The sequence below is a fragment of the Nocardioides sp. 503 genome, assembly GCF_004522095.1.
Lineage (GTDB): Bacteria > Actinomycetota > Actinomycetes > Propionibacteriales > Nocardioidaceae > Nocardioides.
Genome location: NZ_SPUI01000002.1, coordinates 676,815 through 699,844, shown reverse-complemented (window position 1 = coordinate 699,844; position 23,030 = coordinate 676,815). Strand labels below are relative to the sequence as shown.

The following is a 23,030-nucleotide window of genomic DNA, read 5'->3' as shown; positions in this document are numbered from 1 at the left end:
GTCGGTGGACGCTCGAGGCGGGCCCGTGGTGAGCCCGGCGCTCGGGAGTTCGACGGGAGCCTACCCGCGGTGGTTCCCGCTCAACCGCGCCTGAGACGACGTTTCGGGAAGCCGGCGTAGGCGACGGCCAGCGCGGCCAGCGAGGCGGCCGGGAGCACCAGGAAGGGGCTGCCCCCCGAGACCTCGATGCGCGCCGGCAGCCGGTCGCCGTCCGTGGCCGACCGGGCGAGGCGGGCGGGGTCCTCGGCGCTCAGCGAGAGACCGACTTTCCACATCACGTACGTCGCCAGGGCGGCGCCCACGACCACGGCCACGAGCGTGACCAGCTCGGAGCGCTGGACGAGCAGGGCGCACCCGACGCCCAGCACCAGGCCCACCCCGGCCGCCACGACGACGAACCAGCCGGTGCTGGAGAACTCCCCCCGCAGGCCGGCGGAGTCGAGGTAGAAGCGGCCGTCGACCGCGACCCCCGTCGGCGGGTCCCAGAGGTGGTGCCAGAGCCAGCCGGCGCCCGCGCCCACCGCGGCGTAGAGCACCACGACCGCGACGGCCTGCCACACCAGCGGCCTGACCGCGCGACGCTCGGCGGCGACGTGGGTGGGCGGCTCGGTGGTCACCCCGCCAGACATCCGGGGCCCAGCAGCTGCTTGAGGTCGGCGAAGAGCGCCGGGCTCGGTGAGACCCGCAGCCGGTCGTCGAGGCGCATCACCTTGGTGGCGTCGCGGGTCAGCAGGCGCAGGCGCACCTCGGTCAGCCCGGGGTGGGTGCCGAGGACGTCCCTGAGCTGCTCGATCACCGGCGGGGTGCACCGCGTCGAGGGCAGGCTGATCACGACCGGCCCGGACGGCCCGTCGGACAGGTCGGGGACGGTCACCTCCTGGCCGTGCAGCTCGGGCTGGTCCTTGCTGCGGCTGAGCCGGCCCTTGACCGTGAGGATCGCGTCCTCGACGAGGTAGGGACTGGCCAGCTGGTAGGAGCTGGGGAAGAGCAGCACGTCGATGGCGCCCTCGAGGTCCTCGAGGCTGACCATCGCCCAGGCGTCGCCGCGCTTGGTGATCTTGCGCTGCACCGAGGTGACCAGGCCGCTCACGGTGACGGTGGAGCCGTCGGCGCGCTCCTCGTCGAGGATCAGCTGGCCGATCGTGCAGTCGGTGCCGTTGGAGAGCACGTGCTCGAGCCCGAGCAGCGGGTGGTCGGAGACGTAGAGCCCCAGCATGTCGCGCTCGTGGCCGAGCAGCGTGGTCTTGTCCCACTCGTCGATGTCGGGGATCGCGACGGTCATCGCGAACCCTCCCCCGACCTCGTCCTCGAGGCCGCCGAACAGGGAGTCCTGCCCGATCGCCTCGTTCTTCTTGATGTCGATGTACTGGTCGATGGCGTTCTCGTGGATCGCCACGAGCGCGCGGCGACGGTGCTTGAGCTCGTCGAAGGCCCCGGCCTTGATCAGCGACTCGATGACCCGCTTGTTGCAGACCACCGCGGGGACCTTGCTCAGGAAGTCGTCGAAGGACTCGTAGCGGCCGTGCTCGGAGCGCGCCGCCACGATCCCGTCGACGACGTTGGCGCCGACGTTGCGGATGGCGGTCAGCCCGAAGCGGATGTCGTGGCCGACCGGGGTGAAGTTGTTGGCCGACTCGTTGACGTCGGGCGGCAGTACCTGGATCTTCATCCGTCGGCACTCGTTGAGGTAGATCGCCGACTTGTCCTTGTCGTCCTTGGTCGAGGTCAGCAGCGCCGCCATGTACTCGGCGGGGTAGTTGGCCTTGAGGTAGGCCGTCCAGTAGGACACCAGCCCGTAGGCGGCGGAGTGGGCCTTGTTGAAGGCGTAGTCGGAGAACGGCAGCAGGGTGTCCCACAGCGTCTTGATCGCGTGGGCGGAGAAGCCGCGCTCCTGCATGCCCGCGGAGAAGCCGGCGAACTGCTTGTCCAGCTCCTCCTTCTTCTTCTTGCCCATCGCGCGGCGCAGGATGTCGGCCTGTCCCAGCGTGTAGCCCGCGAGCTGCTGGGCGATCGCCATGACCTGCTCCTGGTAGACGATCAGGCCGTAGGTCTCGCCGAGGATGTCCTGGAGCGCCTCGGCGAGCTCGGGGTGCAGCGGGTCGACCGGCTCGCGCCCGGTCTTGCGACGGGCGTACTTGTTGTGCGAGTCGGCGCCCATCGGCCCCGGCCGGTAGAGCGCGCCGACGGCCGAGATGTCCTCGAACGTGTCGGGCTTCATCGAGCGCAGCAGCGCTCGCATCGGCCCGCCGTCGAGCTGGAAGACGCCCAGCGTGTCGCCGCGCTGCAGCAGCCCGTAGGTCGCCTCGTCGGTGAGCTCGAGGTCCTCCAGCACCACGGTCTCGCCGCGGTTGGCCTGGATGTTCTTGATGGCGTCGTCGAGGACCGTGAGGTTGCGCAGCCCCAGGAAGTCCATCTTGATGAGCCCGAGCGCCTCGCACGTCGGGTAGTCGAACTGGGTGATCATCGCGCCGTCGGCCGGGCGCTTGAGCATCGGGATGATGTCGATCAGCGGCTCGCTGGACATGATCACGCCGGCGGCGTGGACGCCCCACTGGCGCTTGAGCCCCTCGATGCCGATGGCGGTGTCGACGACCTTCTTGACGTCGGCGTCGCCGTCGTAGAGCGTGCGGAACTCCCCGCCCTCGCCGTAGCGCTTGTGGGCCGGGTCGAAGATCTCCTTGAGCGGCACGTCCTTGCCCATGACCGAGGCCGGCATGGCCTTGGTGATGCGGTCGCCCATGGCGAAGGGGTAGCCCAGGATGCGGCTGGAGTCCTTGACGGCCTGCTTGGCCTTGATCGTGCCGTAGGTGACGATCATCGAGACCCGGTCGTCGCCGTACTTGTCGGAGACGTAGCGGATCACCTCGCCGCGCCGGCGCTCGTCGAAGTCGATGTCGAAGTCGGGCATCGAGACGCGGTCGGGGTTGAGGAAGCGCTCGAAGATCAGCCCGTGGACCAGCGGGTCCAGGTCGGTGATGCGCATGGCGTAGGCGACCATCGACCCGGCACCGGAGCCGCGGCCCGGGCCGACGCGGATGCCGTTGTCCTTGGCCCAGTTGATGAAGTCGGCGACGACCAGGAAGTAGCCCGGGAAGCCCATCTGGGTGATGACGCCGACCTCGAAGTCGGCCTGCTTGCGCACGGCGTCGGGGATGCCGTCGGGGTAGCGGAAGCGCAGGCCCTTCTCGACCTCCTTGACCAGCCAGGAGTCCTCGTTCTCCCCGGGAGGGCAGGGGAAGCGCGGCATGAACGTGCCGTTGCCCTCGGTGAACTGCACGTCGCAGCGCTCCGCGATGAGCAGCGTGTTGTCGCAGGCCTCGGGGAAGTCGCGCCAGGTGTCGCGCATCTCGGCGGCGGACTTGAGGTAGTAGCCGTCGCCGTTGAACGCGAAGCGCTGGCCGGGGCCGTCACCGGCCGGGATGTCCATCGTGGAGCCGGAGTTGATGCAGAGCAGGTGCTCCTGGCTCTTGGCGTCCTCGCGCATGACGTAGTGGGAGTCGTTGGTGGCCAGCAGCGGGATCGAGAGGTCCTTGGCCAGCCGGAGGAGGCCGTCCTTGACCCGGCGCTCGATGTCGAGCCCGTGGTCCATCAGCTCCAGGAAGTAGCTGTCGCGGCCCAGGATGTCCTGGAACTCGCCCGCCACCTGCTTGGCCGCCTCGTAGTTGCCGTGGCGCAGGTGGACCTGGACCTCGCCGGAGGGGCAGCCGGTGGTGCCGATGATGCCCCTGCCGTGCTGCGAGAGCAGCTCGCGGTCCATGCGGGGGTGCTTGAAGAACCCGTCGCGCCACGAGCCGGTCGAGAGGCGGAACAGGTTGTGCATGCCCTCGGTCGTCTCGGAGAGCAGCGTCATGTGGGTGTAGGCGCCGCGGGCGGAGACGTCGTCGGGGCCGCCGCCGTAGAAGTTGACGCCTTTGCGCTCGAAGCGCGAGATGTTGGGCGTGAAGTAGGCCTCGATGCCGATGATCGGCTTGACCCCGGCCTTCTTCGCCTTCGCGTAGAACTCGTAGGCGCCGAACACGTTGCCGTGGTCGGTCATCGCCACGGCGGGCATGCCCAGCTCGGCGGCCCGCTCGGTCAGCGCCCCGAGCCTGGCCGCACCGTCGAGCATGGAGTACTCGGTGTGGACGTGCAGGTGGACGAAGGAGTCGGAGCCGGTCGTCATGGTCTGCTGGGCGCTCCTCGCCGGTCGAGATCGGGCATGCGTCAGCGGCCTCGTCATCCCGTCGCCATCGCTGGCGCGGGCTCCTGATCGTCTCGCTGGGGGAAGACCGCCAGCCTACGCGAACCGCTCCGGCCATGGTGGCACCACGCACCGACAGCCCCGGTTCACGCCAGCACCAGGGCGGCCACCCCCGCCGTGACCACCAGCGCCCCCAGCAGGCGGCGCGCCCCGTGCGCCTCGCCCAGCCACCACCAGGCCACCAGGCTGCCCACCACGATGCTGGTGCTGCGCAGCGGCGCCACCACCGAGACCGGCGCCATCGTGAGCGCGACCAGCACCAGGACGTAGGCGACCGGGGACAGCACGGCCACCGCGGCGCCGGTGCGCCAGTGCCGCCGCGCGACCTCGCGGGCCAGGCGCAGCCGCGAGGCGCACGAGGCGGTCAGGACCGCGCACATCCACACCCCGCCGACGGCGTAGTAGAGCACCGGGTCGACCCCCAGCTCGGCGACCGCGTGGGCGTCCCACAGCGTGTAGGCAGCGATCGCGACCGCGATCAGCAGGCCCCACCGGAGCCCGGCCGCGCGCCGGTGCCGGGTGTCCGCGGGAGCCGCCCCGGTCGAGACCACGCCGACCCCGGCCGTGATGAGGGCGATGCCGACCCAGCCGGCGGCGCTCAGCCGCTCGTGCAGGACGGCCACCGCGAAGGCCGAGGCCAGCACCGGTCCCAGGCCGCGGGCGACCGGGTAGGTGACGTTGAGGTCGCTGCGCGAGTACGCCGCCTGCAGGGACACCGCGTAGCAGGTGTGGAACAGCGCGCTCAGCGCGCTGGCCCCCACCAGCGTCCAGGTCAGCTCGGCGCCGAGCGCCACCGCCACCGCCGCGGCCGGCGCGAGCGCCACCAGGGAGAGCATGGAGTAGACCCACACGAAGACGCGGCTGTCCTCGGCGTGCGCGCGGCTGGCCAGGAGGTTCCACGCCGCGTGAGCGACCGACCCCAGCAGGGTGAGGAGGACGGCGGTCAGCACGGCCGCTCCCCCGCGACGGTCAGGGAGCGTCCTGGGCCGCGTCCAGGGACTCGGTGACGATGGCGTGCACGATGCGCTGCAGGCGCTCGGCACCGAGGGCAGGGGCGCGCCGGGCCAGCGCCTCGGCGATGGCCCGCTCGCGCTGGAGGTCGCGCTGGGGGTCGCGCGCGTCCGGCTGCGCCTTGTGCGGCTGCACCGCACGGGTGAGGGCGGCACGCCTGGCCAGCAGGTCGCCCAGCTGCTCGTCGACCTCGTCGATGAGGCCGCGCAGGAACGCCACCGGGTCGGCGCCCGGCCAGGCCATCCGGATGTCCGGCGCGCGCTCCTCGTTGGCGCTGCCGTCGGTGCGCTCCAGCTCCACCAGCCCGCGCGCGGCGTAGAAGGCCCGGGCGGGGGCGTTCATCTCGAAGACCCACACGCAGAACCCGCCCGGTCGCCGCGACTTCGCCAGGTCCAGCAGCGCGGACCCGACACCCCGTCCGGCGTACGGCGGCGCGACGTAGAGGTCGTCGAGCCAGACGTCGGTCAGCCGCGCGTAGCCGGCGACGCGGCCGTCCCGCTCGGCGACCCAGACCTCGTCGGTGCCGAGCCGGCCGGACAGCCAGGCCCGCACCTCGTGCTCGGGGTGCGTCGGCGGCGGCATCGGCGCGGCCGCCCTGGACTCCAGGTGGACCATCGCCACCGCGGCGGCGTCGCGCGGGTCGGCCGGCCTGAGGACCAGGTCAGTCGGCATCTCGGATGACCTCGAGCGCGTGCGTGAGGTCGTCGGGGTAGGTCGACTCGTACTCCACGTAGGCACCGCTGTCGGGGTGCTCGAAGCCCAGGCGTACGGCGTGCAGCCACTGGCGCTCGAGGCCGACGCGGCGCGACAGCGTGGGGTCGGCGCCGTAGGTGATGTCGCCGACGCAGGGGTGCTTGAGCGCGGCCATATGGACCCGGATCTGGTGGGTCCGGCCGGTCTCGAGGTGCACCTCCAGCAGGCTGGCGAAGCGGTGCGCCTCGAGCGTGGAGTAGTGGGTGACGCTGGCGCGACCGTCGGCCATCACGGCGAACTTGTAGTCCGCCTTGGGGTGGCGCCCGATCGGGGCGTCGACCGTGCCCTCGTGCGGGTCCGGATGTCCCTGCACCAGCGCGTGGTAGGTCTTGTCGACGGTGCGCTGCCGGAAGGCGTTCTTGAGCAGCGAGTAGCCGTGCTCGGACTTGGTGATCACCATGACGCCCGACGTGCCGACGTCGAGGCGCTGCACGATCCCCTGGCGCTCGGGGGCGCCGCTGGTGGCGATGCGGAAGCCGGCCCCCGCGAGGTGGCCGACCACGGTGGGCCCCGACCAGCCCGGGGAGGGGTGCACCGCGACGCCGACCGGCTTGTCGATCACGACGATGGAGTCGTCGTCGTGGATGATCTTGATGCCCTCGACGATCTCCGGCACGACCGCGAGGACGTCGCGCTCGTGCGGGATGGTGACGTCCAGCAGGGCGCCGGGCAGGACCCGGTCGCTCTTGGCCACGCCCCCGCCGTCGACGGTCACCAGGCCCTGGGCGATGAGGTCGGCCGCGCGGGTGCGCGAGAGCCCGAACATCTGTGCCAGGGCGGCGTCGACGCGCTCGCCGGCCAGCCCGTCGGGGACGTGCAGGCTGCGGTGGTCGGTCTGGGTCACGCGGTCGGCTCCTGGGGGCTGGACTCGGGGGGATCGGTCTCGTGGGGGTCGTCGTCGTCGTGGTCGCGCGAGCGGTCCTCGCGGGCGCCGTCCAGGTGCACGCCCCGGAAGGCCTGGACGAGGATGGTCACGGCGGCGGCGTTGATGGCCATGTCGGCGATGTTGAAGATCGGCCAGTTCGGCAGCATCAGGAAGTCGATGACGTGGCCACGCAGCGGTCCGGGCTCGCGCAGCAGCCGGTCGGTGAGGTTGCCCGCGACGCCGGCCAGCAGCAGCCCCAGGCCGACGGCCCACCCGGCGCTGCCGAGGCGGCGGCTCATCCAGAGCACGAGCACCACCGCCGCGATGGCGATGCAGCTGAGGACCTCGGTGAACTGGGTGCCGGTGCTGAAGGCCGCCCCGGGGTTGCGGGTCAGGTGCAGGACCAGCAGGTCACCGACGACCGGGATGTCCTCGCGCCCGGTCAGCCGCTCGACGGCCAGGATCTTGCTCCCGACGTCGACGGCGTAGACCACCAGGGCCACGGCCGCGAAGCGGAGCCAGAGGCGTCGCCTCGAGGTGCTCGGCGGTGGCTGGTCGGACGTGGCGTCGTCGCTCAGCGACGTTCCTCGCGCTGCTTGCATGGCATGCACAGTGTGGCACGGGGGAAAGCCATCAGACGCATCTTGCCGATCGGGTTGCCGCAGGACTCGCAGACCCCGTAGGTGCCGTCGTCGATGCGACCCAGCGCGCGGTCGATCTGCGCCAGCTTGTCCCGCTCGTTGTTGAGCACCGTGAGCTCGTGGTCGCGCTCGAAGCTCGTCGCCCCCATGTCGGCCTGGTCCTGGCCGGCGCCGTCACCGGCGTTGCGCAGCAGCGCGGAGAGCTCCAGCTCCTGCGCGGTCACGATCTCGGTGCTGTGCGTGCGCTGCGCGTGCAGCTCGTCGAGCACCTCCTTGAGCTCGGCCTTCGTCCAGGCGCCCTCGCCCTCCTTGACCACCAGGGCGCTGGTCGAGGTCTTCTTGGCGGAGGCCTTCTTGCCAGGGGCCTTCTTGGCAGGAGACGTCGTCACGGGTGCCTTCGTGGCGGGCGCGGCCTTCTTGGCCGGTGCCGCCTTCTTGGCGGGTACCGCCTTCTTGGCCGGTACCGCCTTCTTCGCGGGCGCGGCCTTCTTCGCGGGCGCGGCCTTCTTCGCCGGTGCGGCCTTCTTCGCCGGCGCCGCCTTCTTCGTCGGTGCCGCCTTCTTCGCGGGCGCGGCCTTCTTGGCCGGTGCGGCCTTCTTGGCCGGTGCGGCCTTCTTGGCCGGTGCGGCCTTCTTCGCGGGTGCCGCCTTCTTCGCGGGTGCCGCCTTCTTCGCGGGCGCGGCCTTCTTCGCGGGCGCGGCGTTCTTCGCCGGAGCCGCCTTCTTCGCCGGTGCCGCCTTCTTCGCCGGTGCCGCCTTCTTCACCGGGGCCGACTTCTCGGCGGAGACCGCGGCGGAGGTGGCGGGCCGCCGGGAGATGACCTTGCGGGCGACGGAGGCGGCCTGTCCGGCCAGCGACTTCCTGGTGCTGCGAGCCATGGATGCCGCCTCCTGTGACCGGGGTCGCCGTGACGAGAGCCACGGGCTGCACGGAGGGTAGCCGGTCGCGCGGAGACGGCTCAAACCGCCGCACCGTAAATGCGACAGACGGCCGGACCCCCTCGGGGCCGGCCGTCTGTCGCGGTGAGGGAGAGGCTCAGGCCTCGTCCTCGCCCAGGATCGAGCGCAGTCGCTTGGGGGCGTGGGCCTGGTCGCCCGTGGGAGCCGCCGTGTCCGAGGAGCCCTGGAGCGCCTCGAGCTGCTGGCTGAAGTAGCTCTTGAGCCGCGAGCGGTACTCGCGCTCGAAGGAGCGCAGGTTCTCGACGTCGAGGCTGAGCTTGTCGCGCTCCTTCTCGAGGTCGCCGAACAGCTGCTGACGACGCTCCGCGGTCTCGGCGTCGAGCATCTGCGAGCGGGTGCGGGCGTCGGACTCGAGCCGGTCGGCCTTGCTCTTCGACTCGTGCTCGAGGCGCTCGGCCTTGGTGCGGGCCTCGCCGATGATCTTGTCGGCCTGGTTCTTGGCGTCCTCGACGAGCTCGTCGGCGTTGCGCGTGGCGATCTCGAGCAGGCGGGCCGCGGCGTTGGAGGCCTGCGGGACCGTCTCGACCCGGAAGGTCTCCGGGGCGGGCGCCGCGGCGGCGACCGGGACCGGCGCCTCGCGGACCGGCTCGGGCTCGGGCTGCGGCTCGGGGGCACGCTCGACCACGACCGGCTGCGGGGCCGTCTCGGCGGGCGACGAGGCGCCGCTCTGGGCCGACGCGAGCTTGGCGCGCAGGTCGTCGTTCTCCTTGGTGAGACGAGCGAGCTCGGCCTCGACCTCGTCGAGGAACTGGTCGACCTCGCCCATGTCGTAGCCCTCACGGAGCCGGACAGGCGTGAATCGCTTGTTGCTCACGTCCTCAGGCGTCAGCGGCATGACCTCACCCAATTCTTGATCGGTTCGAGCAGTATGTGTCTCCCGGAACAATAGCGCCTGCGTGGGGCGGGTGTGACCTGGTGGGGTCACGTCCGCACCGGCGCTAGTTGCTGAGGAACACGATGGCGTTGATGTACCTCAGAAGGTATGCGCAGATCATCACGATGATGAAACTGAGGTCGAGCGCGAAGTTGCCGATGCGCAGCGGCGGGATGACCCGGCGCAGTGCCTTGATCGGCGGGTCGGTGACGGAGTAGACGACCTCCAGCACGACCAGGATCGGCCCGCGGGGGCTCCACGAGCGCGCGAAGACCTGCACCCAGTCCACGACGAAGCGGACCCAGAGCATGCCGATGAAGATCCAGAGGACGACATCGATGACCGTCCCTACGATGACCAAGATGTTGACCTAGCTCTGGTTGAAGAATCCACCCTCGGCGATCCGCTGCTTGTCCTCGGCGGCGACCGTGACGTTGGGCGGGGAGAGCAGGAACACCTTGCTGGTGACGCGCTCGATGGTGCCACGGGTGGCAAACACGAGCCCGGCGGCAAAGTCGACGAGGCGCTTGGCGTCGGCGTCGTCCATCTCGGAGAGGTTCATGATGACCGGCACGCCCTCGCGGAAGTTCTCGCCGACGGTGCGGGCCTCGTTGTAGGTGCGCGGGTGCAGCGTGGTGATCCTCGAGAGCTCGGCCACGACCCCGGACGGGCCCGGGGTGTGCCGGCGGCGCTCGGCGAGGTCGGAGACGGGGGCCGGACGCGTCTCGCGGACCCGCGGCGCACGCGCGGCCGCGACCGGCGCCGTCTGCTGCGTGTCGTAGTCGTCGCCGTCGTAGTCGTCGTAACGACCGGTGTCCTCGAGCAGGCCGAGGTACTCACCGATCCTGCGCATCGCACCGCTCATGGCTGAAGCCTTTCGACAATCGGGCGCCCCGTCGGGACGACCTTCTCTGATGGGGACACTACTTGAACTCCGGCCTCGGACCGAGGACCGCGGAGCCGACGCGCACGTGTGTCGCACCGGCCCCGATCGCCTGCTCCAGGTCGCCGCTCATGCCGGCCGAGAGCCACGTGGCCGCCGGGTGGCGGAGGAGCAGCTCACGGTGGACCTGGGCCAGCTGCGCGAACGCCGCGTCGGGGTCGCCGCCGAGGGGGGCCACGGCCATCAATCCCTTCAGGGACAGGCGATCCGTGGACGCGACGGCGTCGGCGAGGTCGGCGACCGCGCCCGGCTCCGCGCCCGAGCGGTGCTCGGCACCCGGGGGGTCGAGGCTCACCTGGAGCAGCACGTCGACGTCCCGGTCGCCCTCGGCCGCACCGCGACCGAGGCCGGCCACGAGCTTGGCGCGGTCGACCGACTCGACGACGTCGGCGTAGCGGGCCACCGCGGCCGCCTTGTTGCTCTGGAGCCCCCCGATGAAGTGCCACCGGAGCCCGAGGTCGGCGCACTCCGCGGCCTTGGCCTCGGCCTCCTGGTGGCGGTTCTCGCCGACGTCGGTGACGCCCAGCTCGGCCAGGTGGCGCACGTCGGAGGCCGGGAAGAACTTGGTCACCACCGTCAGTCGTACGTCGGACGCGTCACGGCCGGCGCTCGCGCAGGCCGTCGCGATCCGTGCCCGCACGGCGTCCAGGTTGGCGGCCAGCTCCTCGCGGCGGCTCACGACGCCCACACAAGGGCGGCGAGGCGGCCCGCTCGGTCGCCGTCGCGGCGGTGGGAGTGCAGCCGGTCGTCCTCGCGGGTGCAGCCGCCCACGTCGACGACCTCGACGTCCGCGGCCTCGAGCTGGGCCCGGACCCCCGCCCCCAGGTCGAGCGAGGGCGTGCCCCACGTGGTGGTGGCGAACGTGGCCGGGACGGCCGCGGCCACCTCGGCGCGCAGCTCCTCGGGCACCTCGTAGCAGCCGCCGCACACGTGGGGGCCGATCCACCCCACCAGCGCGCCGGCGCCTTGGGCGCGCATCCGCTCCACGGTCGCGGCGACGATGTCGAGGGCGACGCCGGCCCGGCCCGCGTGCACCGCCCCGACCACGCCGGAAGCGGGGTCGGCGAGGACGACGGGCACGCAGTCGGCGACCCGGATCATCAGTCCGAGCCCGCGCGTGGCGCTCACCAGGGCGTCACCCTCGGGCGCCTCCCCCGGTGCGGGCACGGGCTCGTCCACGTCGAGCACCTCGGGCCCGTGCCGCTGGCGCAGCCGCGCGAAGGACACCCCGCACGCCTCCTCGAGGGCCGGCAGGCTCGCGGCGAGGTCCGGGCCGAGCTCCTGCAGGTCGAGCGTGGAGTCGGTGAAGGCGACGTCCACGCGGACGTCGCCCTCCCGGGTCTCTCGGTGGAAGAACACTGCCTACTTCAGGAAGTCGGGGATGTCGAGGTCGTCGTCGTCGTACTGCACCGGCGCGGGCGCGGCCTTCGGCGTCGTCGCCTCGGCCGGCGTCGTGCGGGCCCCGGCCAGCACGGCCTGGCGCTCGGTCTCCTTGGCCTTGTCGGCCTCGGCGCCCGGCTCGACCTCGTCCTTGCGGCGCGTCGCCACCGCGGCGGCCGCGGCGCGGGTCTCGGCCTGCGTCTGCTGCGGCTTGGGGTCGCGGCGCAGGACGTTGCCCTCCTCCTTGCGCTTGGGCGTGCCACCGTCGAACCCGGCGGCGATGACGGTCACGCGCACCTCGTCGCCGAGCGCGTCGTCGATCGTGGCGCCGAAGATGATGTTGGCCTCGGGGTGGACGGCGTCGGCGACCAGCGCGGCCGCGGTGTTGATCTCGAACAGGCCGAGGTCGGAGCCGCCGGCGATCGAGAGCAGGACCCCGTGGGCGCCGTCGATGGAGGCCTCGAGCAGCGGGCTGGACACGGCCATCTCGGCCGCGGCCACGGCCCGGTCCTCGCCGCGGGCCGAGCCGATGCCCATCAGGGCGGAGCCGGCGTTGGCCATGACCGACTTGACGTCGGCGAAGTCGAGGTTGATCAGGCCCGGGGTCGTGATCAGGTCGGTGATGCCCGAGACGCCCTGCAGCAGCACCTGGTCGGCCTGCTTGAAGGCGTCGAGGACCGAGACGTTGCGGTCGCTGATGGACAGCAGCCGGTCGTTGGGGATGACGATGAGGGTGTCGACCTCCTCGCGCAGCTGCGCGATGCCCTCGTCGGCCGAGCCGGCGCGGCGGCGTCCCTCGAACGCGAACGGGCGGGTCACGACGCCGATGGTCAGCGCCCCGAGCGAGCGGGCGATCCGGGCGACCACGGGGGCGCCGCCGGTGCCGGTGCCGCCACCCTCGCCGGCGGTCACGAAGACCATGTCGGCGCCCTTCATGACCTCCTCGATCTCGTCGGCGTGGTCCTCGGCGGCGCGGGCCCCGACGTCGGGGTTGGCGCCGGCGCCGAGACCGCGCGTGAGCTCGCGGCCGATGTCGAGCTTGACGTCGGCGTCGCTCATGAGCAGCGCCTGGGCGTCGGTGTTGATGGCGATGAACTCGACGCCCTTGAGGCCGACCTCGATCATCCGGTTGACGGCGTTGACACCGCCCCCGCCGATGCCGACGACCTTGATGATGGCCAGGTAGTTCTGTGCAGCTGCCACGGCGGCTTCACCTCTCGGAAGTACGTGCTCGGTATGTCTGGACGGGTCCGGCTCGGGGAAGTCGGCGGGTCGAGAACCCTGACCCTCAGCCTGAGGGTTATCGTTATGTCAACCTCGTCGTGGTCACGACACTAGGCACCGCGGGGTCGCCGACGACGGCGACACGCCGCGACACGGGCTAGTTCAACGTCGGGTTGCCCGGGACCGAGACGTCGTAGTAGCTCGTGGCCTCCTGGAGCACCAGCTTCTCCAGGACCCGCGCCTTCTGGTCGGACTGCGTCGAGCTCCCCCACCGGACCTCGACGCCGCTGCGCAGCTCGAGGTTGATGGCGTCCACGCTCACCACGGTGACGTGGTCGACGCGCGCGGCCAGATCCTTCGGCAGCGCCGCGACGACCCGGGCGGCCTCGGTCAGCGCCTCGCCGCTCGTCTCGGCGGTCGTGAGCACCCGAGGCAGGCCGGCCGGCGCCTTCTTGAAGGTGCCGAAGACGACGCCCTCCTCGTCGAGGCCGCGCACCTTGCCGGCGACCTCGACCACGGCCACCGGGGTGCGCTCCACGACGGTGATGAGGACCTCGTGGGGCCACTGGCGCGAGACCTCGACCGAGCGCACGACGGCGAGCCCCTCGACCCGGGCGCGCACCTGGTCGAGGTCGATGCGCGCGAGCGGCTCGCCGAGCGGCACCCGGGCCGCCGCGCGCACCTCGTCGTCGCTCAGCGTCCGCTGCCCGGTCACCTCGACGCCGTCGACGGCGAGGGCGTCGGAGAAGTAGACCGTCACCAGCCCGCCCACGACCACGACGAGCAGCACCAGCGCGGACACGACGTACTTCCACGCCAGCCACCGGCGCCGCCACTGGCGACGGGCGAAGCGGCGGCGGGTCTGGAGCGCGGAGCGCTCCTCCTCGGTGGTGGAGCCGCGGCGACGCGACCTAGCCATCCGCGTCCGCCAGGAGCGCCAGGATCCGCGGTCCGAGCTGGGTCACGGTGCCCGCGCCGAGGGTCACGACCAGGTCGCCGGGCCCGGCGCGCCGCACCACCTCGGCGGGGACGGCGTCGAAGTCGGGGACGAAGGCCACCCGCTCGGGCGGCAGCGGCACGGCAGCGGCCACCAGCGCGCCGGTGACCTCGGGGTCGGCCTCCTCGCGGGCGAGGTAGACGTCCAGCACGACCACCTCGTCGGCGGCGCCCAGCGCCTCGCCCATGGCCGTGCCGAAGATGCGCGTGCGCGAGACCAGGTGGGGCTGGTAGGCCACGACCACACGGCCCTCGCCCGCGACCGCACGGGCGGCCGCCAGGTCGCCGGCGATCTCGGCGGGGTGGTGGGCGTAGCTGTCGTAGACCCGCACTCCCCCGGCCTCGCCCTTGGCCTCCATGCGCCGGCGGGTGCCGCCGAAGCCCTCGAGCCCGCGGCGCAGGTCGTCGAAGCCGTGACCGAGGCGCAGACCGGTCGCGAGCGCCGCCGCCGCGTCGAGGACGTAGTGGCGGCCCGGGATCTGCAGCGTCACGCGCCCGAGCTCGCGGTCACCGTCGACGACCGTGAACGCCGAGGTGGTGCCGGCGAAGACCAGGTCGGTGACGCGCAGGTCGGCGGGCTCGCGCTCCCCCACCGTCACCACGGGCAGGCCGACGGACGCCGCGTGGGCGGCGAGCCGGGCGGCGCCGGCGTCGTCGGCGATGCAGACCAGGAAGCCGTCGCGGTCGATGCCCTCGGCGAACTCGTCGAAGGCCGCGGAGTAGGCCTCCTCGGTCCCCCACTGGTCGAGGTGGTCGGCCTCGACGTTGGTGACGATCGCGGCGTAGGGCTCGTAGACCAGGAAGGCGCCGTCGCTCTCGTCGGCCTCGGCCACGAACACCTCGCCCGTGCCCTCCGCGGCGTTGGTGCCGGTCTGGGCCAGGTCGCCCCCGATCGCGTACGTCGGGTCGGCGCCGGCGGCCTGCAGGGCCACGGTCAGCAGCGAGGTCGTCGTCGTCTTGCCGTGGGTGCCGGCGACGGCGACCACCCGGCGCCCGGCCATGACCGCAGCGACGGCGGCCGAGCGGGGCAGGACCACGAGCCCGCGCCGCACCGCCTCGACGTACTCGGGGTTGTCGTCGCGGACGGCGGTGGAGACCACCAGCGTGTCGGCGTCGGCGACGTGCGCGGCGTCGTGGCCCAGGTGGACGCGGGCGCCGAGCGCGCGCAGCGCCTCGAGCGTCGGGGAGTCGGTGCCGTCGCTGCCGCTCACGGTCATCCCGCGCGCCAGCATGATCCGCGCGATGCCGGACAGGCCGGCACCGCCGATGCCGACGAAGTGGACCGCGCCGAGCTGGTCGGCGGGAGCGATGACGTCGGGGACGGGCACCTTCACGAGCCGGCCGCCTCGCGGACGATCGCAGCGAGCCGGTCGTCGGCGTCGCGCGGGACCAGGGAGGTCGCGGCCGCGCTCATCGCCGCCAGGCGGGCGGGGTCGGTGGCCAGCGCCGGCACCGTTGCGGCCACCCACGCGGAGGTGAGGTCGGCGTCGTCGACCAGGAGCGCTCCCCCGGCGTCGACCACCGGCTGCGCGTTGCGCACCTGCTCGCCGTTGCCGATCGGCAGCGGCACGAAGATCGCGGGCACGCCGCTGGCCGCGGCCTCGACGACGCTGGAGGCGCCCGCCCGGCAGACCATCAGGTCGGCGGCCGCGAGGGCGAGGTCCATGCGGTCGACGAAGCCCACCACGACGTACGGCGCACCGGTCGCCGTGGTCGGGCCGGGCGTGGCCTCGCCCTTCGGCCCGACGACGTGCAGCACCTGGACGCCGGCCTCGCCGAGCGCGGTCGAGGCGCCCGAGACGGCCTGGTTGAGCCGGCGCGCCCCCTGGGAGCCGCCGGTGACGACCAGCGTGGGCCGGTCGGGGTCGAGGCCGAAGAACGCGAGGGCCTCGGCGCGCAGGGCGGGTCGGTCGAGCTGGGAGATCATCCGGCGGATCGGCAGGCCGACGTACTCGGCCCGCGGCAGCGGGGTGTCGGGGAAGCTCACCGCCACCCGGGTCGCGACCCGGGCGCCGGCCTTGTTGGCCAGGCCGGGCACGGTGTTCTGCTCGTGGACCACCAGCGGCAGCCGTCGGCGGCGGGCGGCGAGGTAGGCCGGCATCGAGACGTAGCCGCCGTAGCCCACGACGACGTCGGGGCGCACCCGGTCGAAGACCGCGAGCGTCTCCTTGACGGCGCCCCGCAGCCGGCCCGGGACCCGGAGCAGGTCGGCGTTGGGCCGGCGCGGCAGGGGCACCGGTGGGATCAGCTCCAGCGGGTAGCCCGCCGCGGGGACCACGGAGTTCTCCAGGCCGCGGGGCGTGCCGAGGCAGGTGATCTCGACGTCCGGGTCGAGCCGGCGCAGGGCGTCGGCGGTGGCGAGCAGGGGCGAGGTGTGGCCGGCGGTGCCGCCGCCGGCGAGTAGGACGCGCATCAGACCGATCGTCTCATCGGGCGGAGAGCCCGGCGGAGCGGACCTTCTTCCGCTGGGCCAGCGCCCGCGCGGCCTCGGGCTCACGGCGCGCGAAGCCGACCAGCAGACCGAGCGCGACGAGGGTCGGCAGCAGGCTGGAGCCGCCGTAGGACACGAGCGGCAGCGGGATGCCGATGACCGGCAGCAGCGTGAGCACCATGCCGACGTTGATGATCATCTGGCCGATCAGCCAGACCACGATGCCGAAGCTGCAGTAGCGCACGAACGGGTCGGCGGTCTCGCGGGCGATGCGCAGGGCGGCGTAGGCGATGGTGAGGAACAGGGAGACGACCAGGAGGGTGCCGACCAGGCCGAGCTCCTCGCCGAGCACCGCGAAGATGAAGTCGGTGTGGGCCTCGGGCAGGTCGCCCCACTTGGTCTGGCTGGCGCCGATGCCCTTGCCGAAGACCCCGCCGCTGGACAGGGCGTAGAGGCCGTGGGCGGGCTGCCAGCCGGCGCCTTCGAACTCCTTGAACGGGTCGACGAAGGTGGTGATCCGGCCGAACCGCTCCTTGTTGGTGGTCGCCATGGCGAAGACCCCGACACTGACGACCAGCGTCGACATGATGAAGAACCGCGCGGGGGCGCCGACCACCCAGAGCATGCCGAGCAGGATGGCGAACAGGATCAGCGCGGTGCCGAGGTCGCGCCCGACGATGACCAGGCCGGTGGCCAGCAGCATGCCCGGCACCACCGGCACCAGGATCTGGTGGAAGCTGTCGAGCCGGCGCTCCTTGTTGGCGTAGATGTGCGCGGCCCAGATCACCAGGGCGAGCTTGGCGATCTCGGACGGCTGGATCTCGACCGGGCCGAGCGGCAGCCAGTTGGTGTTGCCGTTGCGCTCGACGCCGAAGCGCGCGGTGAGGGCGAGCAGGGTCAGCGAGACCGAGAAGCCGACGTAGGCCAGCTGCCGCACCAGGCGGGGTGGCAGCCGGCTGACGACGAACGCGGTGGGGAGCCCGAGGATCACCCACATGAGCTGACGACGGACGATCAGGAAGGAGTCGCCGGTGCGGTCGTAGGAGAAGACGCTGGAGGCGCTGAGCACCATGATCAGCCCGATGGTCAGCAGCAGCGCCGCCGCGCCCATCAGGAGGTAGTACGACGTCAGCGGGCGGGCCAGCGCGTCGCTGACGGCCCGCCGCCAGCTGCGCAGGCCGGAGGTGCGCAGGAAGCGGGCGCGCTCGGGGTTGACGGTGGTCATGTCCCACCCCTCCTAGCGCTGGTCGTCGAGCCGGTCCCGGACTGCCGCGGCGAAGGCATCGCCTCGCGCCGCATAGCTCGTGAACTGGTCCATCGAGGCGCATCCTGGTGCGAGGAGCACCGTGTCCCCGGCGCCGGCCAGGCCGGCGGCCGCGTCCACGACACGCCCCATCAGGGCCCGTCCATCGTCCTGCGCCCCAGTCTCGCCGCCGTCCACGGCGATCACCCGCACATCGGGTGCGTGTCGCGAAAGCGCCTCGGCGATGACCTGGCGGTCGCGGCCGATCAGCACGACGCCCTTGAGCCGGTCGCGTGCGGCCTGCACGAGGTCGTCGAAGCGGGCGCCCTTGGCCAGGCCCCCGGCGACCCACACGACGGGGTCGTAGGCCAGCAGCGAGGACTGCGCGGCGTGCGGGTTGGTCGCCTTGGAGTCGTCGACCCAGCGGATGCCGTCCTGCTCGGCGACGAGCGCGATGCGGTGGCCGTCGGGGCGGAAGCCGCGCAGGCCGTCGCGCACGGCGGCCTGGCTCACGCCGTGGGCGCGGGCCAGCGCCGCGGCGGCCAGCGCGTTCTGCACGAAGTGGGGCGCCTCCGAGGCGAGGTCGCCGACCGTGCACAGCTCGGCGGCGCTGCTCCCGCGCTGCTCGACGAAGGCCCGGTCGGCGAGGATGTCCTCCACCAGCCCGACCATCCCCACGCCCGGCGTGCCGAGCGTGAAGCCCACCGCCCGGGCGCCCTCGACGACGTCGGCCTCCCGGACCAGCCGCTCGGTGACGGGGTCGGCGACGTTGTAGACGCAGGCCAGCTGGGTGCGCTCGTAGATGCGGCCCTTGTCGGCGACGTAGTCGTCCATCCCCGAGGGGCCGGTGTACCAGTCGAGGTGGTCCTCGGCGACGTTGAGCACCGCCGCGGCCTGCGGGCTCATCGAGTGCGTGTAGTGCAGCTGGAAGCTGGAGAGCTCGACGGCCAGCACGTCGTAGGGCTCGGGGTCCATGACCGCCTCGACGATCGGCGTGCCGACGTTGCCGACGGCCCGGCTGCGCAGGCCCGCCGCGCGCAGGATCGCGTCGAGCATCTGCACGGTCGTGGTCTTGCCGTTGGTGCCGGTCACGCACAGCCAGGGGGTGTCGTGGGCCGGGTCGCGCAGGCGCCAGGCCAGCTCCACCTCGCCCCAGACCGGGATGCCGCGCTCCTGCGCCTGCACCAGCAGGGGGGCGTCGGGCCGGAAGCCCGGCGAGGTGACCACGAGGTCCACGTCGTCGGGGAGCGTCGCCGTCGCCCCCTCGTGCAGAAGGACGCGGGCGCCCAGGATCTCCAGCAGCTCGGCCTTCTCGAGCTCCTCGGCGTTGCGCGCGCCCTCGGCCAGTGCGGTCACGCTCGCGCCGAGGTGGGTCAGGTTGTCGGCCGCGGCGAAGCCGGACACCCCGAAGCCGGCGACGACCGCTCGGACCCCCTCCCAGGAGTCGTGGCGGCCCAGGTCGTCGATGTCCACTAGAGCCGTGCCACCCACTCGGCGTAGAAGACGCCCAGGCCGGTGGCCACGAAGAGCCCGGTGATGATCCAGAACCGAATCACCACGGTCACCTGCTCCCAGCCGAGCATCTCGAAGTGGTGGTGGATGGGGGCGATCCGGAAGACCCGGCGCCCGGTGCCGGTGAGCCGCTTGGTGGTCTTGAACCAGGTCACCTGCAGCATCACCGAGAACGTCTCGAGGACGAAGAGCCCGCCCAGGATGACCAGCAGCAGCTCGGTGCGGGTGAGGATCGCGAAGCCGGCCAGCGCGCCGCCCAGGGCCAGCGAGCCGGTGTCGCCCATGAAGATCGCGGCCGGTGCGGCGTTCCACCACAGGAACCCGAAGCAGGCGCCGGTGACGGCGGCCGCGATGACCGCCAGGTCGAGGGGGTCGCGGACGTTGTAGCAGAGGCCGCTGGGGTCGAGCTGGCACGACTGGTTGCTCTGCCAGATGTTGACCAGCATGTAGGCGCCGAACACCATCACGCTGGCGCCCGTGGCGAGCCCGTCGAGGCCGTCGGTGAGGTTGACGCCGTTGCTGGTGGCCGTGACGATCAGCCAGATCAGCGCGATGGCCACGATCATCGGCAGCGCGAGCCAGTCGATCTCGCGCAGGAACGACACCTTCTCCGAGGCGGGGGTCCGGCCGTTGCCGTCCTCGAGCCAGGGCGAGAGGGCGAGGACGCCGAAGACCACGGCGACCACGGTCTGGCCGGCCATCTTGGCCTTGCTGCGCAGGCCGAGGCTGCGCTGGCGCGAGATCTTGATGTAGTCGTCGAGGAAGCCCACGAGGCCCATCCCCACGAAGAGGAACAGCAGCAGCAGCGCGGAGGCCGAGGGCGCGTCCATCGTGATCAGCTTGGCGGCGCCGTAGCCGAGCACCGTGGCCAGGATGATGACCACGCCGCCCATCGTGGGCGTGCCGCGCTTGGTGTGGTGGCTGGTCGGCCCGTCGTCGCGGATCTCCTGGCCGTAGCCCCACCGCGTGAAGTAGGTGATCGCCACGCGGGTGCCGAGCAGCGACACGAGTAGGGCCACGCCGCCGCCGAGCAGGATCGCTCTCATCGTGTGGCACCTCCTTCCGCTGTCGTTCCCCCGGTGTCCAGCAGGCCGTCGGCCACCACCTCGAGAGCGGCCCCCCGTGAGGCCTTGACCAGGACGACGTCCCGGGCCACGGCATTCTCCCGCAACCAGGCGAGTGCGTCGCTCCGCCCCGCCGTGACGATGACCTCACCTTGCCATCCAGGCGCCGTCCGCGCGCCCTCGGCGATGCCGCGAGCGGCCTCGCCGATGACGAGGATCACGTCGAGCCCCGCCGCGGCGGCGGCGCGGCCCACGTCGTGGTGCCCGGCCTGCGCGTCGGCGCCGAGCTCGCGCATCTCGCCGAGCACCGCGACCGTACGGCGGCCGGCCCGCGCGCCGATCGCCGCGAGGGCGTCGATCGCGGCGGCCATCGAGGCCGGGTTGGCGTTGTAGGCGTCGTTGACGACCAGCAGGCCGTCGGCGCGCTCGTGCAGCTCCATCCGCCAGGGCGAGGCGGACCTGGCACCGTCCAGGGCCGCGGCCGCCTCGGCGAAGGGCATGCCCGCCGCCGTCGCCATCGCCACGGCGGCGGCAGCGTTGGGCACCTGGTGGGCGCCCGACTGGGTCAGCGCGACCGGCACCCAGTGGCCCGCGTGGCCCAGCTCGAAGCGCGGCCGCCCGAGCTCGTCGAGCCGCACCTCGCGCCAGGCGACGTCGCCGGTCTCCCCGAAGGTGAGCGTGGCGGCGCGCGTGCGCCCGGACATGGCGGCGGTCAGGGGGTCGTCGGCGTTGAGGACCGCGGTGCCGGTGGGCGCGAGTGCCTCGACCAGCTCGCCCTTGGCGCGGGCGATCGCCTCGCGGCTGCCGAACTCGCCGATGTGGGCCGTGCCCACGTTGAGGACCGCTCCGACCGTGGGCGGCGCGATGTCGCACAGGTAGGCGATGTGGCCCACGCCGCGGGCGCCCATCTCGACGACGACGTGGGCGGTGGTGGGGTCGGCGCGCAGCACGGTCAGGGGGACGCCGAGCTCGTTGTTGTTGTTGGCCAGGGTCGCCACGGTCGGGCCGGCGGCGGCCAGCACGTGTGCGAGGTAGTCCTTGGTGCCGGTCTTGCCCTGCGAGCCGGTGAGCGCGAGCACGGGCGTGCCCAGGGTGTCGAGCACGTGGCGGGCGAGGCGGCCGAGGGCGACCACGGGGTCCGGCACGACGACGGTCGGCACGGCGGTCGGCCGGCTGCCCAGCACCGCGTGCGCGCCGTCGGCGTAGTCGTGGCCGTCGACCCGCTCCCCCACCACCGCGACGAAGAGCCCGTCGGCGACAGGCGTGCGGTTGTCGACGTACGCCGGACCGGTGACGAGCAGCGCGGGGTCACCGTGCACCTCTCCCCCGACGGCGGCCGCGACCTCGGCCAGCGTCATCGCGATCATCGGGCCGCCCCGTGGGGGTGCCGCGCCGCCAGCGCCTCGCGCACGACCACCCGGTCGTCGAAGGGGTGCACCACGTCGAGGATCTTCTGGCCGGTCTCGTGGCCCTTGCCCGCGACCAGCACGATGTCACCGGGACGGGCTCGGGAGACGGCCTCGTGGATCGCGGCCCGCCGGTCGCCCACCTCCACGACCTCCGCGCCCCCGGGCTCGACCCCGGCCAGCATGGCGGCCCGGATCGCGGCGGGGTCCTCGGTGCGCGGGTTGTCATCGGTCACGATGAGGACGTCCGCGAGGCGAGCCGCGATGCCCGCCATCAGCGGGCGCTTGCCGGGGTCGCGGTCGCCGCCGGCGCCCAGCACCACGATGACGCGGCCCTGCGTCAGGGCGCGCAGCGTGCGGATCGCCGCGTCGACGGCGTCGGGCTTGTGGGCGTAGTCGACGACGACCACGAAGTCCTGGCCCTCGTCGACGCGCTCGAAGCGGCCGGGCACCCCGGCGCCGTCGCGGATGCCGGCGGCGACGGCAGTCGCGTCCAGCCCGGCCTCGGCGCAGGCGGCGACCGCGGCCAGGGTGTTGGCGACGTTGAAGTCGCCGGGCACCGGGCACCCGGCCGGGACGCTCAGCCCCGCCGGACCGAGGACCGTGAAGGAGGAGCCGTCGGCCCGCAGGTCGACGTCGACCGCGCGCCAGTCGGCGTCGCGCCCGGCCGACGACATCGTCCGGACCGGGATCGCGGTCTCCGATGCCAGGCGGCGCCCGTGCTCGTCGTCGAGGTTGACCAGCGCCAGGCGGGCGCGCTCGGGGGTGAAGAGCGAGGCCTTGGCGGCGTAGTAGTCCTCGACGTCGGCGTGGAAGTCGAGGTGGTCGCGGCCCAGGTTGAGGAAGACCGCGACGTCGAAGACGACGCCGTCGACCCGGCCGAGCACGAGGGCGTGGCTGGAGACCTCCATGGCGCAGGCCTCGACCGCCCGCTCGCGCATGAGGGCGAACAGCCCGTGGAGGTCGGGCGCCTCCGGGGTCGTCAGCGAGGTCTTGATGTCGACGCCGTCGATGCGGGTGCCGACGGTGCCGACCACCGCGGCCCTGATGCCGGCGCGCTCGAGGCCGTCGACGGCCAGGCGGGTCGTGGTGGTCTTGCCCTGGGTCCCGGTCACGCCGATCATCCGCAGCGCGGTGGCCGGGTCGCCGTAGAGGCGGGCGGCCAGGCGGCCGAGCACCTCGCGCGGGCGCTCGACCACGACCAGGGGTACGCCGAGCGCCGGGTCCGCCGCCGCGGCGGCCGCCCCGGCGGGGTCGGTGAGCACCGCGACCGCGCCGGCGCCCACCGCGGCCGCGGCGAAGCTGATGCCGTGCGCGCGGGTGCCGGGCAGGGCGGCGTAGAGGTCACCGGGGCGGACCCGCTGGGAGCTCAGCGACATCCCGGTCACGGCGACGCCGGTGACCTCGCCGACGGTCTCGACCCGGTCGGTCCCGCTCAGCCAGGCGACGACGTCCGCGAGGTCGGCGACCTCGGGGTGCAGGGGTCGG

General features: G+C 72.8%; 21 protein-coding genes. All 21 read right to left on the bottom strand.

All coding sequences use genetic code 11. From position 1 onward, the window contains the following. Positions 1-80 precede the first annotated feature (80 nt). Positions 81-617, bottom strand: coding sequence for a hypothetical protein (locus E4622_RS22635; protein WP_167735970.1), 537 nt, complete (start codon positions 615-617; stop codon positions 81-83). Further along, entirely contained in the window at positions 614-4,162 is a 3,549-nt protein-coding gene (gene dnaE / locus E4622_RS04365; RefSeq protein ID WP_134738825.1) for a DNA polymerase III subunit alpha, read from the bottom strand. Before dnaE ends, E4622_RS22635 begins: the two co-directional genes overlap by 4 nt. Positions 4,163-4,326: 164 nt before the next feature. Next, positions 4,327-5,190: a DMT family transporter gene (locus E4622_RS04360; RefSeq protein WP_134738824.1), complete on the bottom strand. Its 864-nt coding sequence runs from the start codon at positions 5,188-5,190 to the stop codon at positions 4,327-4,329. Positions 5,191-5,209: 19 nt separating this feature from the next. Then, positions 5,210-5,923, bottom strand: coding sequence for a GNAT family N-acetyltransferase (locus tag E4622_RS23030; RefSeq protein ID WP_209021776.1), 714 nt, complete (start codon positions 5,921-5,923; stop codon positions 5,210-5,212). Beyond that, on the bottom strand, positions 5,913-6,824 hold the full coding sequence (locus E4622_RS04350) for an RluA family pseudouridine synthase (protein WP_209021816.1): 912 nt from the start codon (positions 6,822-6,824) through the stop codon (positions 5,913-5,915). The genes E4622_RS23030 and E4622_RS04350 overlap by 11 nt, the downstream gene beginning before the upstream one ends. A 20-nt stretch (positions 6,825-6,844) precedes the next feature. Next, positions 6,845-7,471 (bottom strand): signal peptidase II, encoded by a 627-nt coding sequence (locus E4622_RS04345; protein WP_134738822.1) that lies wholly within the window; start codon positions 7,469-7,471, stop codon positions 6,845-6,847. After that, on the bottom strand, positions 7,444-8,388 hold the full coding sequence (locus E4622_RS23025; RefSeq protein ID WP_209021775.1) for a TraR/DksA C4-type zinc finger protein: 945 nt from the start codon (positions 8,386-8,388) through the stop codon (positions 7,444-7,446). The genes E4622_RS04345 and E4622_RS23025 overlap by 28 nt, the downstream gene beginning before the upstream one ends. Before the next feature lie 157 nt (positions 8,389-8,545). After that, positions 8,546-9,304 (bottom strand): DivIVA domain-containing protein, encoded by a 759-nt coding sequence (locus E4622_RS04335; protein WP_134738821.1) that lies wholly within the window; start codon positions 9,302-9,304, stop codon positions 8,546-8,548. Positions 9,305-9,407: 103 nt separating this feature from the next. Further along, positions 9,408-9,704 carry a YggT family protein gene (locus E4622_RS04330; RefSeq protein ID WP_134738820.1) on the bottom strand — a complete coding sequence of 99 codons (297 nt, stop codon included), beginning with the start codon at positions 9,702-9,704 and terminating at the stop codon, positions 9,408-9,410. A 9-nt stretch (positions 9,705-9,713) separates the two neighbouring features. Then, complete coding sequence (gene sepF, locus E4622_RS04325; protein WP_134738819.1) at positions 9,714-10,208, bottom strand: cell division protein SepF; 495 nt, start codon at positions 10,206-10,208, stop codon at positions 9,714-9,716. Positions 10,209-10,266: 58 nt separating this feature from the next. After that, on the bottom strand, positions 10,267-10,965 hold the full coding sequence (locus E4622_RS04320; protein ID WP_209021774.1) for a YggS family pyridoxal phosphate-dependent enzyme: 699 nt from the start codon (positions 10,963-10,965) through the stop codon (positions 10,267-10,269). Then, positions 10,962-11,645, bottom strand: coding sequence for a polyphenol oxidase family protein (locus tag E4622_RS04315; protein WP_134738817.1), 684 nt, complete (start codon positions 11,643-11,645; stop codon positions 10,962-10,964). Before E4622_RS04315 ends, E4622_RS04320 begins: the two co-directional genes overlap by 4 nt. Before the next feature lie 3 nt (positions 11,646-11,648). Further along, positions 11,649-12,869, bottom strand: coding sequence for a cell division protein FtsZ (gene ftsZ, locus E4622_RS04310; RefSeq protein WP_134738816.1), 1,221 nt, complete (start codon positions 12,867-12,869; stop codon positions 11,649-11,651). 178 nt (positions 12,870-13,047) lie between these two features. After that, entirely contained in the window at positions 13,048-13,809 is a 762-nt protein-coding gene (locus tag E4622_RS04305; protein WP_134738815.1) for an FtsQ-type POTRA domain-containing protein, read from the bottom strand. Beyond that, on the bottom strand, positions 13,802-15,220 hold the full coding sequence (gene murC / locus E4622_RS04300; RefSeq protein WP_134738814.1) for a UDP-N-acetylmuramate--L-alanine ligase: 1,419 nt from the start codon (positions 15,218-15,220) through the stop codon (positions 13,802-13,804). Before murC ends, E4622_RS04305 begins: the two co-directional genes overlap by 8 nt. Continuing rightward, complete coding sequence (gene murG, locus E4622_RS04295) at positions 15,217-16,299, bottom strand: undecaprenyldiphospho-muramoylpentapeptide beta-N-acetylglucosaminyltransferase (protein WP_134738813.1); 1,083 nt, start codon at positions 16,297-16,299, stop codon at positions 15,217-15,219. Before murG ends, murC begins: the two co-directional genes overlap by 4 nt. Positions 16,300-16,312: 13 nt before the next feature. Further along, a complete protein-coding gene (gene ftsW / locus E4622_RS04290; RefSeq protein ID WP_134738812.1) occupies positions 16,313-17,542 on the bottom strand; it encodes a putative lipid II flippase FtsW in 1,230 nt (409 codons plus the stop codon). 12 nt (positions 17,543-17,554) lie between these two features. Then, complete coding sequence (gene murD / locus E4622_RS04285) at positions 17,555-19,033, bottom strand: UDP-N-acetylmuramoyl-L-alanine--D-glutamate ligase (protein WP_134738811.1); 1,479 nt, start codon at positions 19,031-19,033, stop codon at positions 17,555-17,557. Beyond that, positions 19,033-20,118, bottom strand: a complete 1,086-nt coding sequence (gene mraY, locus E4622_RS04280; RefSeq protein WP_134738810.1) for a phospho-N-acetylmuramoyl-pentapeptide-transferase — start codon at positions 20,116-20,118, stop codon at positions 19,033-19,035. Before mraY ends, murD begins: the two co-directional genes overlap by 1 nt. Continuing rightward, a complete protein-coding gene (gene murF, locus E4622_RS04275; RefSeq protein ID WP_134738809.1) occupies positions 20,115-21,503 on the bottom strand; it encodes a UDP-N-acetylmuramoyl-tripeptide--D-alanyl-D-alanine ligase in 1,389 nt (462 codons plus the stop codon). The genes mraY and murF overlap by 4 nt, the downstream gene beginning before the upstream one ends. Beyond that, entirely contained in the window at positions 21,500-22,981 is a 1,482-nt protein-coding gene (locus E4622_RS04270; protein ID WP_348536977.1) for a UDP-N-acetylmuramoyl-L-alanyl-D-glutamate--2,6-diaminopimelate ligase, read from the bottom strand. Before E4622_RS04270 ends, murF begins: the two co-directional genes overlap by 4 nt. Between the last annotated feature and the right edge of the window lie 49 nt (positions 22,982-23,030).

Excerpts from the sequence above, each read along its gene's own strand:
- sepF (WP_134738819.1), bottom strand. The coding sequence starts at position 10,208 with ATGAGCGGTGCGATGCGCAGGATCGGTGAGTACCTCGGCCTGCTCGAG.
- E4622_RS23030 (WP_209021776.1), bottom strand. The coding sequence starts at position 5,923 with ATGCCGACTGACCTGGTCCTCAGGCCGGCCGACCCGCGCGACGCCGCC.
- murF (WP_134738809.1), bottom strand. The coding sequence starts at position 21,503 with ATGATCGCGATGACGCTGGCCGAGGTCGCGGCCGCCGTCGGGGGAGAG.
- dnaE (WP_134738825.1), bottom strand. The coding sequence starts at position 4,162 with ATGACGACCGGCTCCGACTCCTTCGTCCACCTGCACGTCCACACCGAG.
- E4622_RS04345 (WP_134738822.1), bottom strand. The coding sequence starts at position 7,471 with ATGCAAGCAGCGCGAGGAACGTCGCTGAGCGACGACGCCACGTCCGAC.
- ftsW (WP_134738812.1), bottom strand. The coding sequence starts at position 17,542 with ATGACCACCGTCAACCCCGAGCGCGCCCGCTTCCTGCGCACCTCCGGC.
- E4622_RS23025 (WP_209021775.1), bottom strand. The coding sequence starts at position 8,388 with ATGGCTCGCAGCACCAGGAAGTCGCTGGCCGGACAGGCCGCCTCCGTC.
- E4622_RS04305 (WP_134738815.1), bottom strand. The coding sequence starts at position 13,809 with ATGGCTAGGTCGCGTCGCCGCGGCTCCACCACCGAGGAGGAGCGCTCC.
- E4622_RS04335 (WP_134738821.1), bottom strand. The coding sequence starts at position 9,304 with ATGCCGCTGACGCCTGAGGACGTGAGCAACAAGCGATTCACGCCTGTC.
- murG (WP_134738813.1), bottom strand. The coding sequence starts at position 16,299 with ATGCGCGTCCTACTCGCCGGCGGCGGCACCGCCGGCCACACCTCGCCC.
- mraY (WP_134738810.1), bottom strand. The coding sequence starts at position 20,118 with ATGAGAGCGATCCTGCTCGGCGGCGGCGTGGCCCTACTCGTGTCGCTG.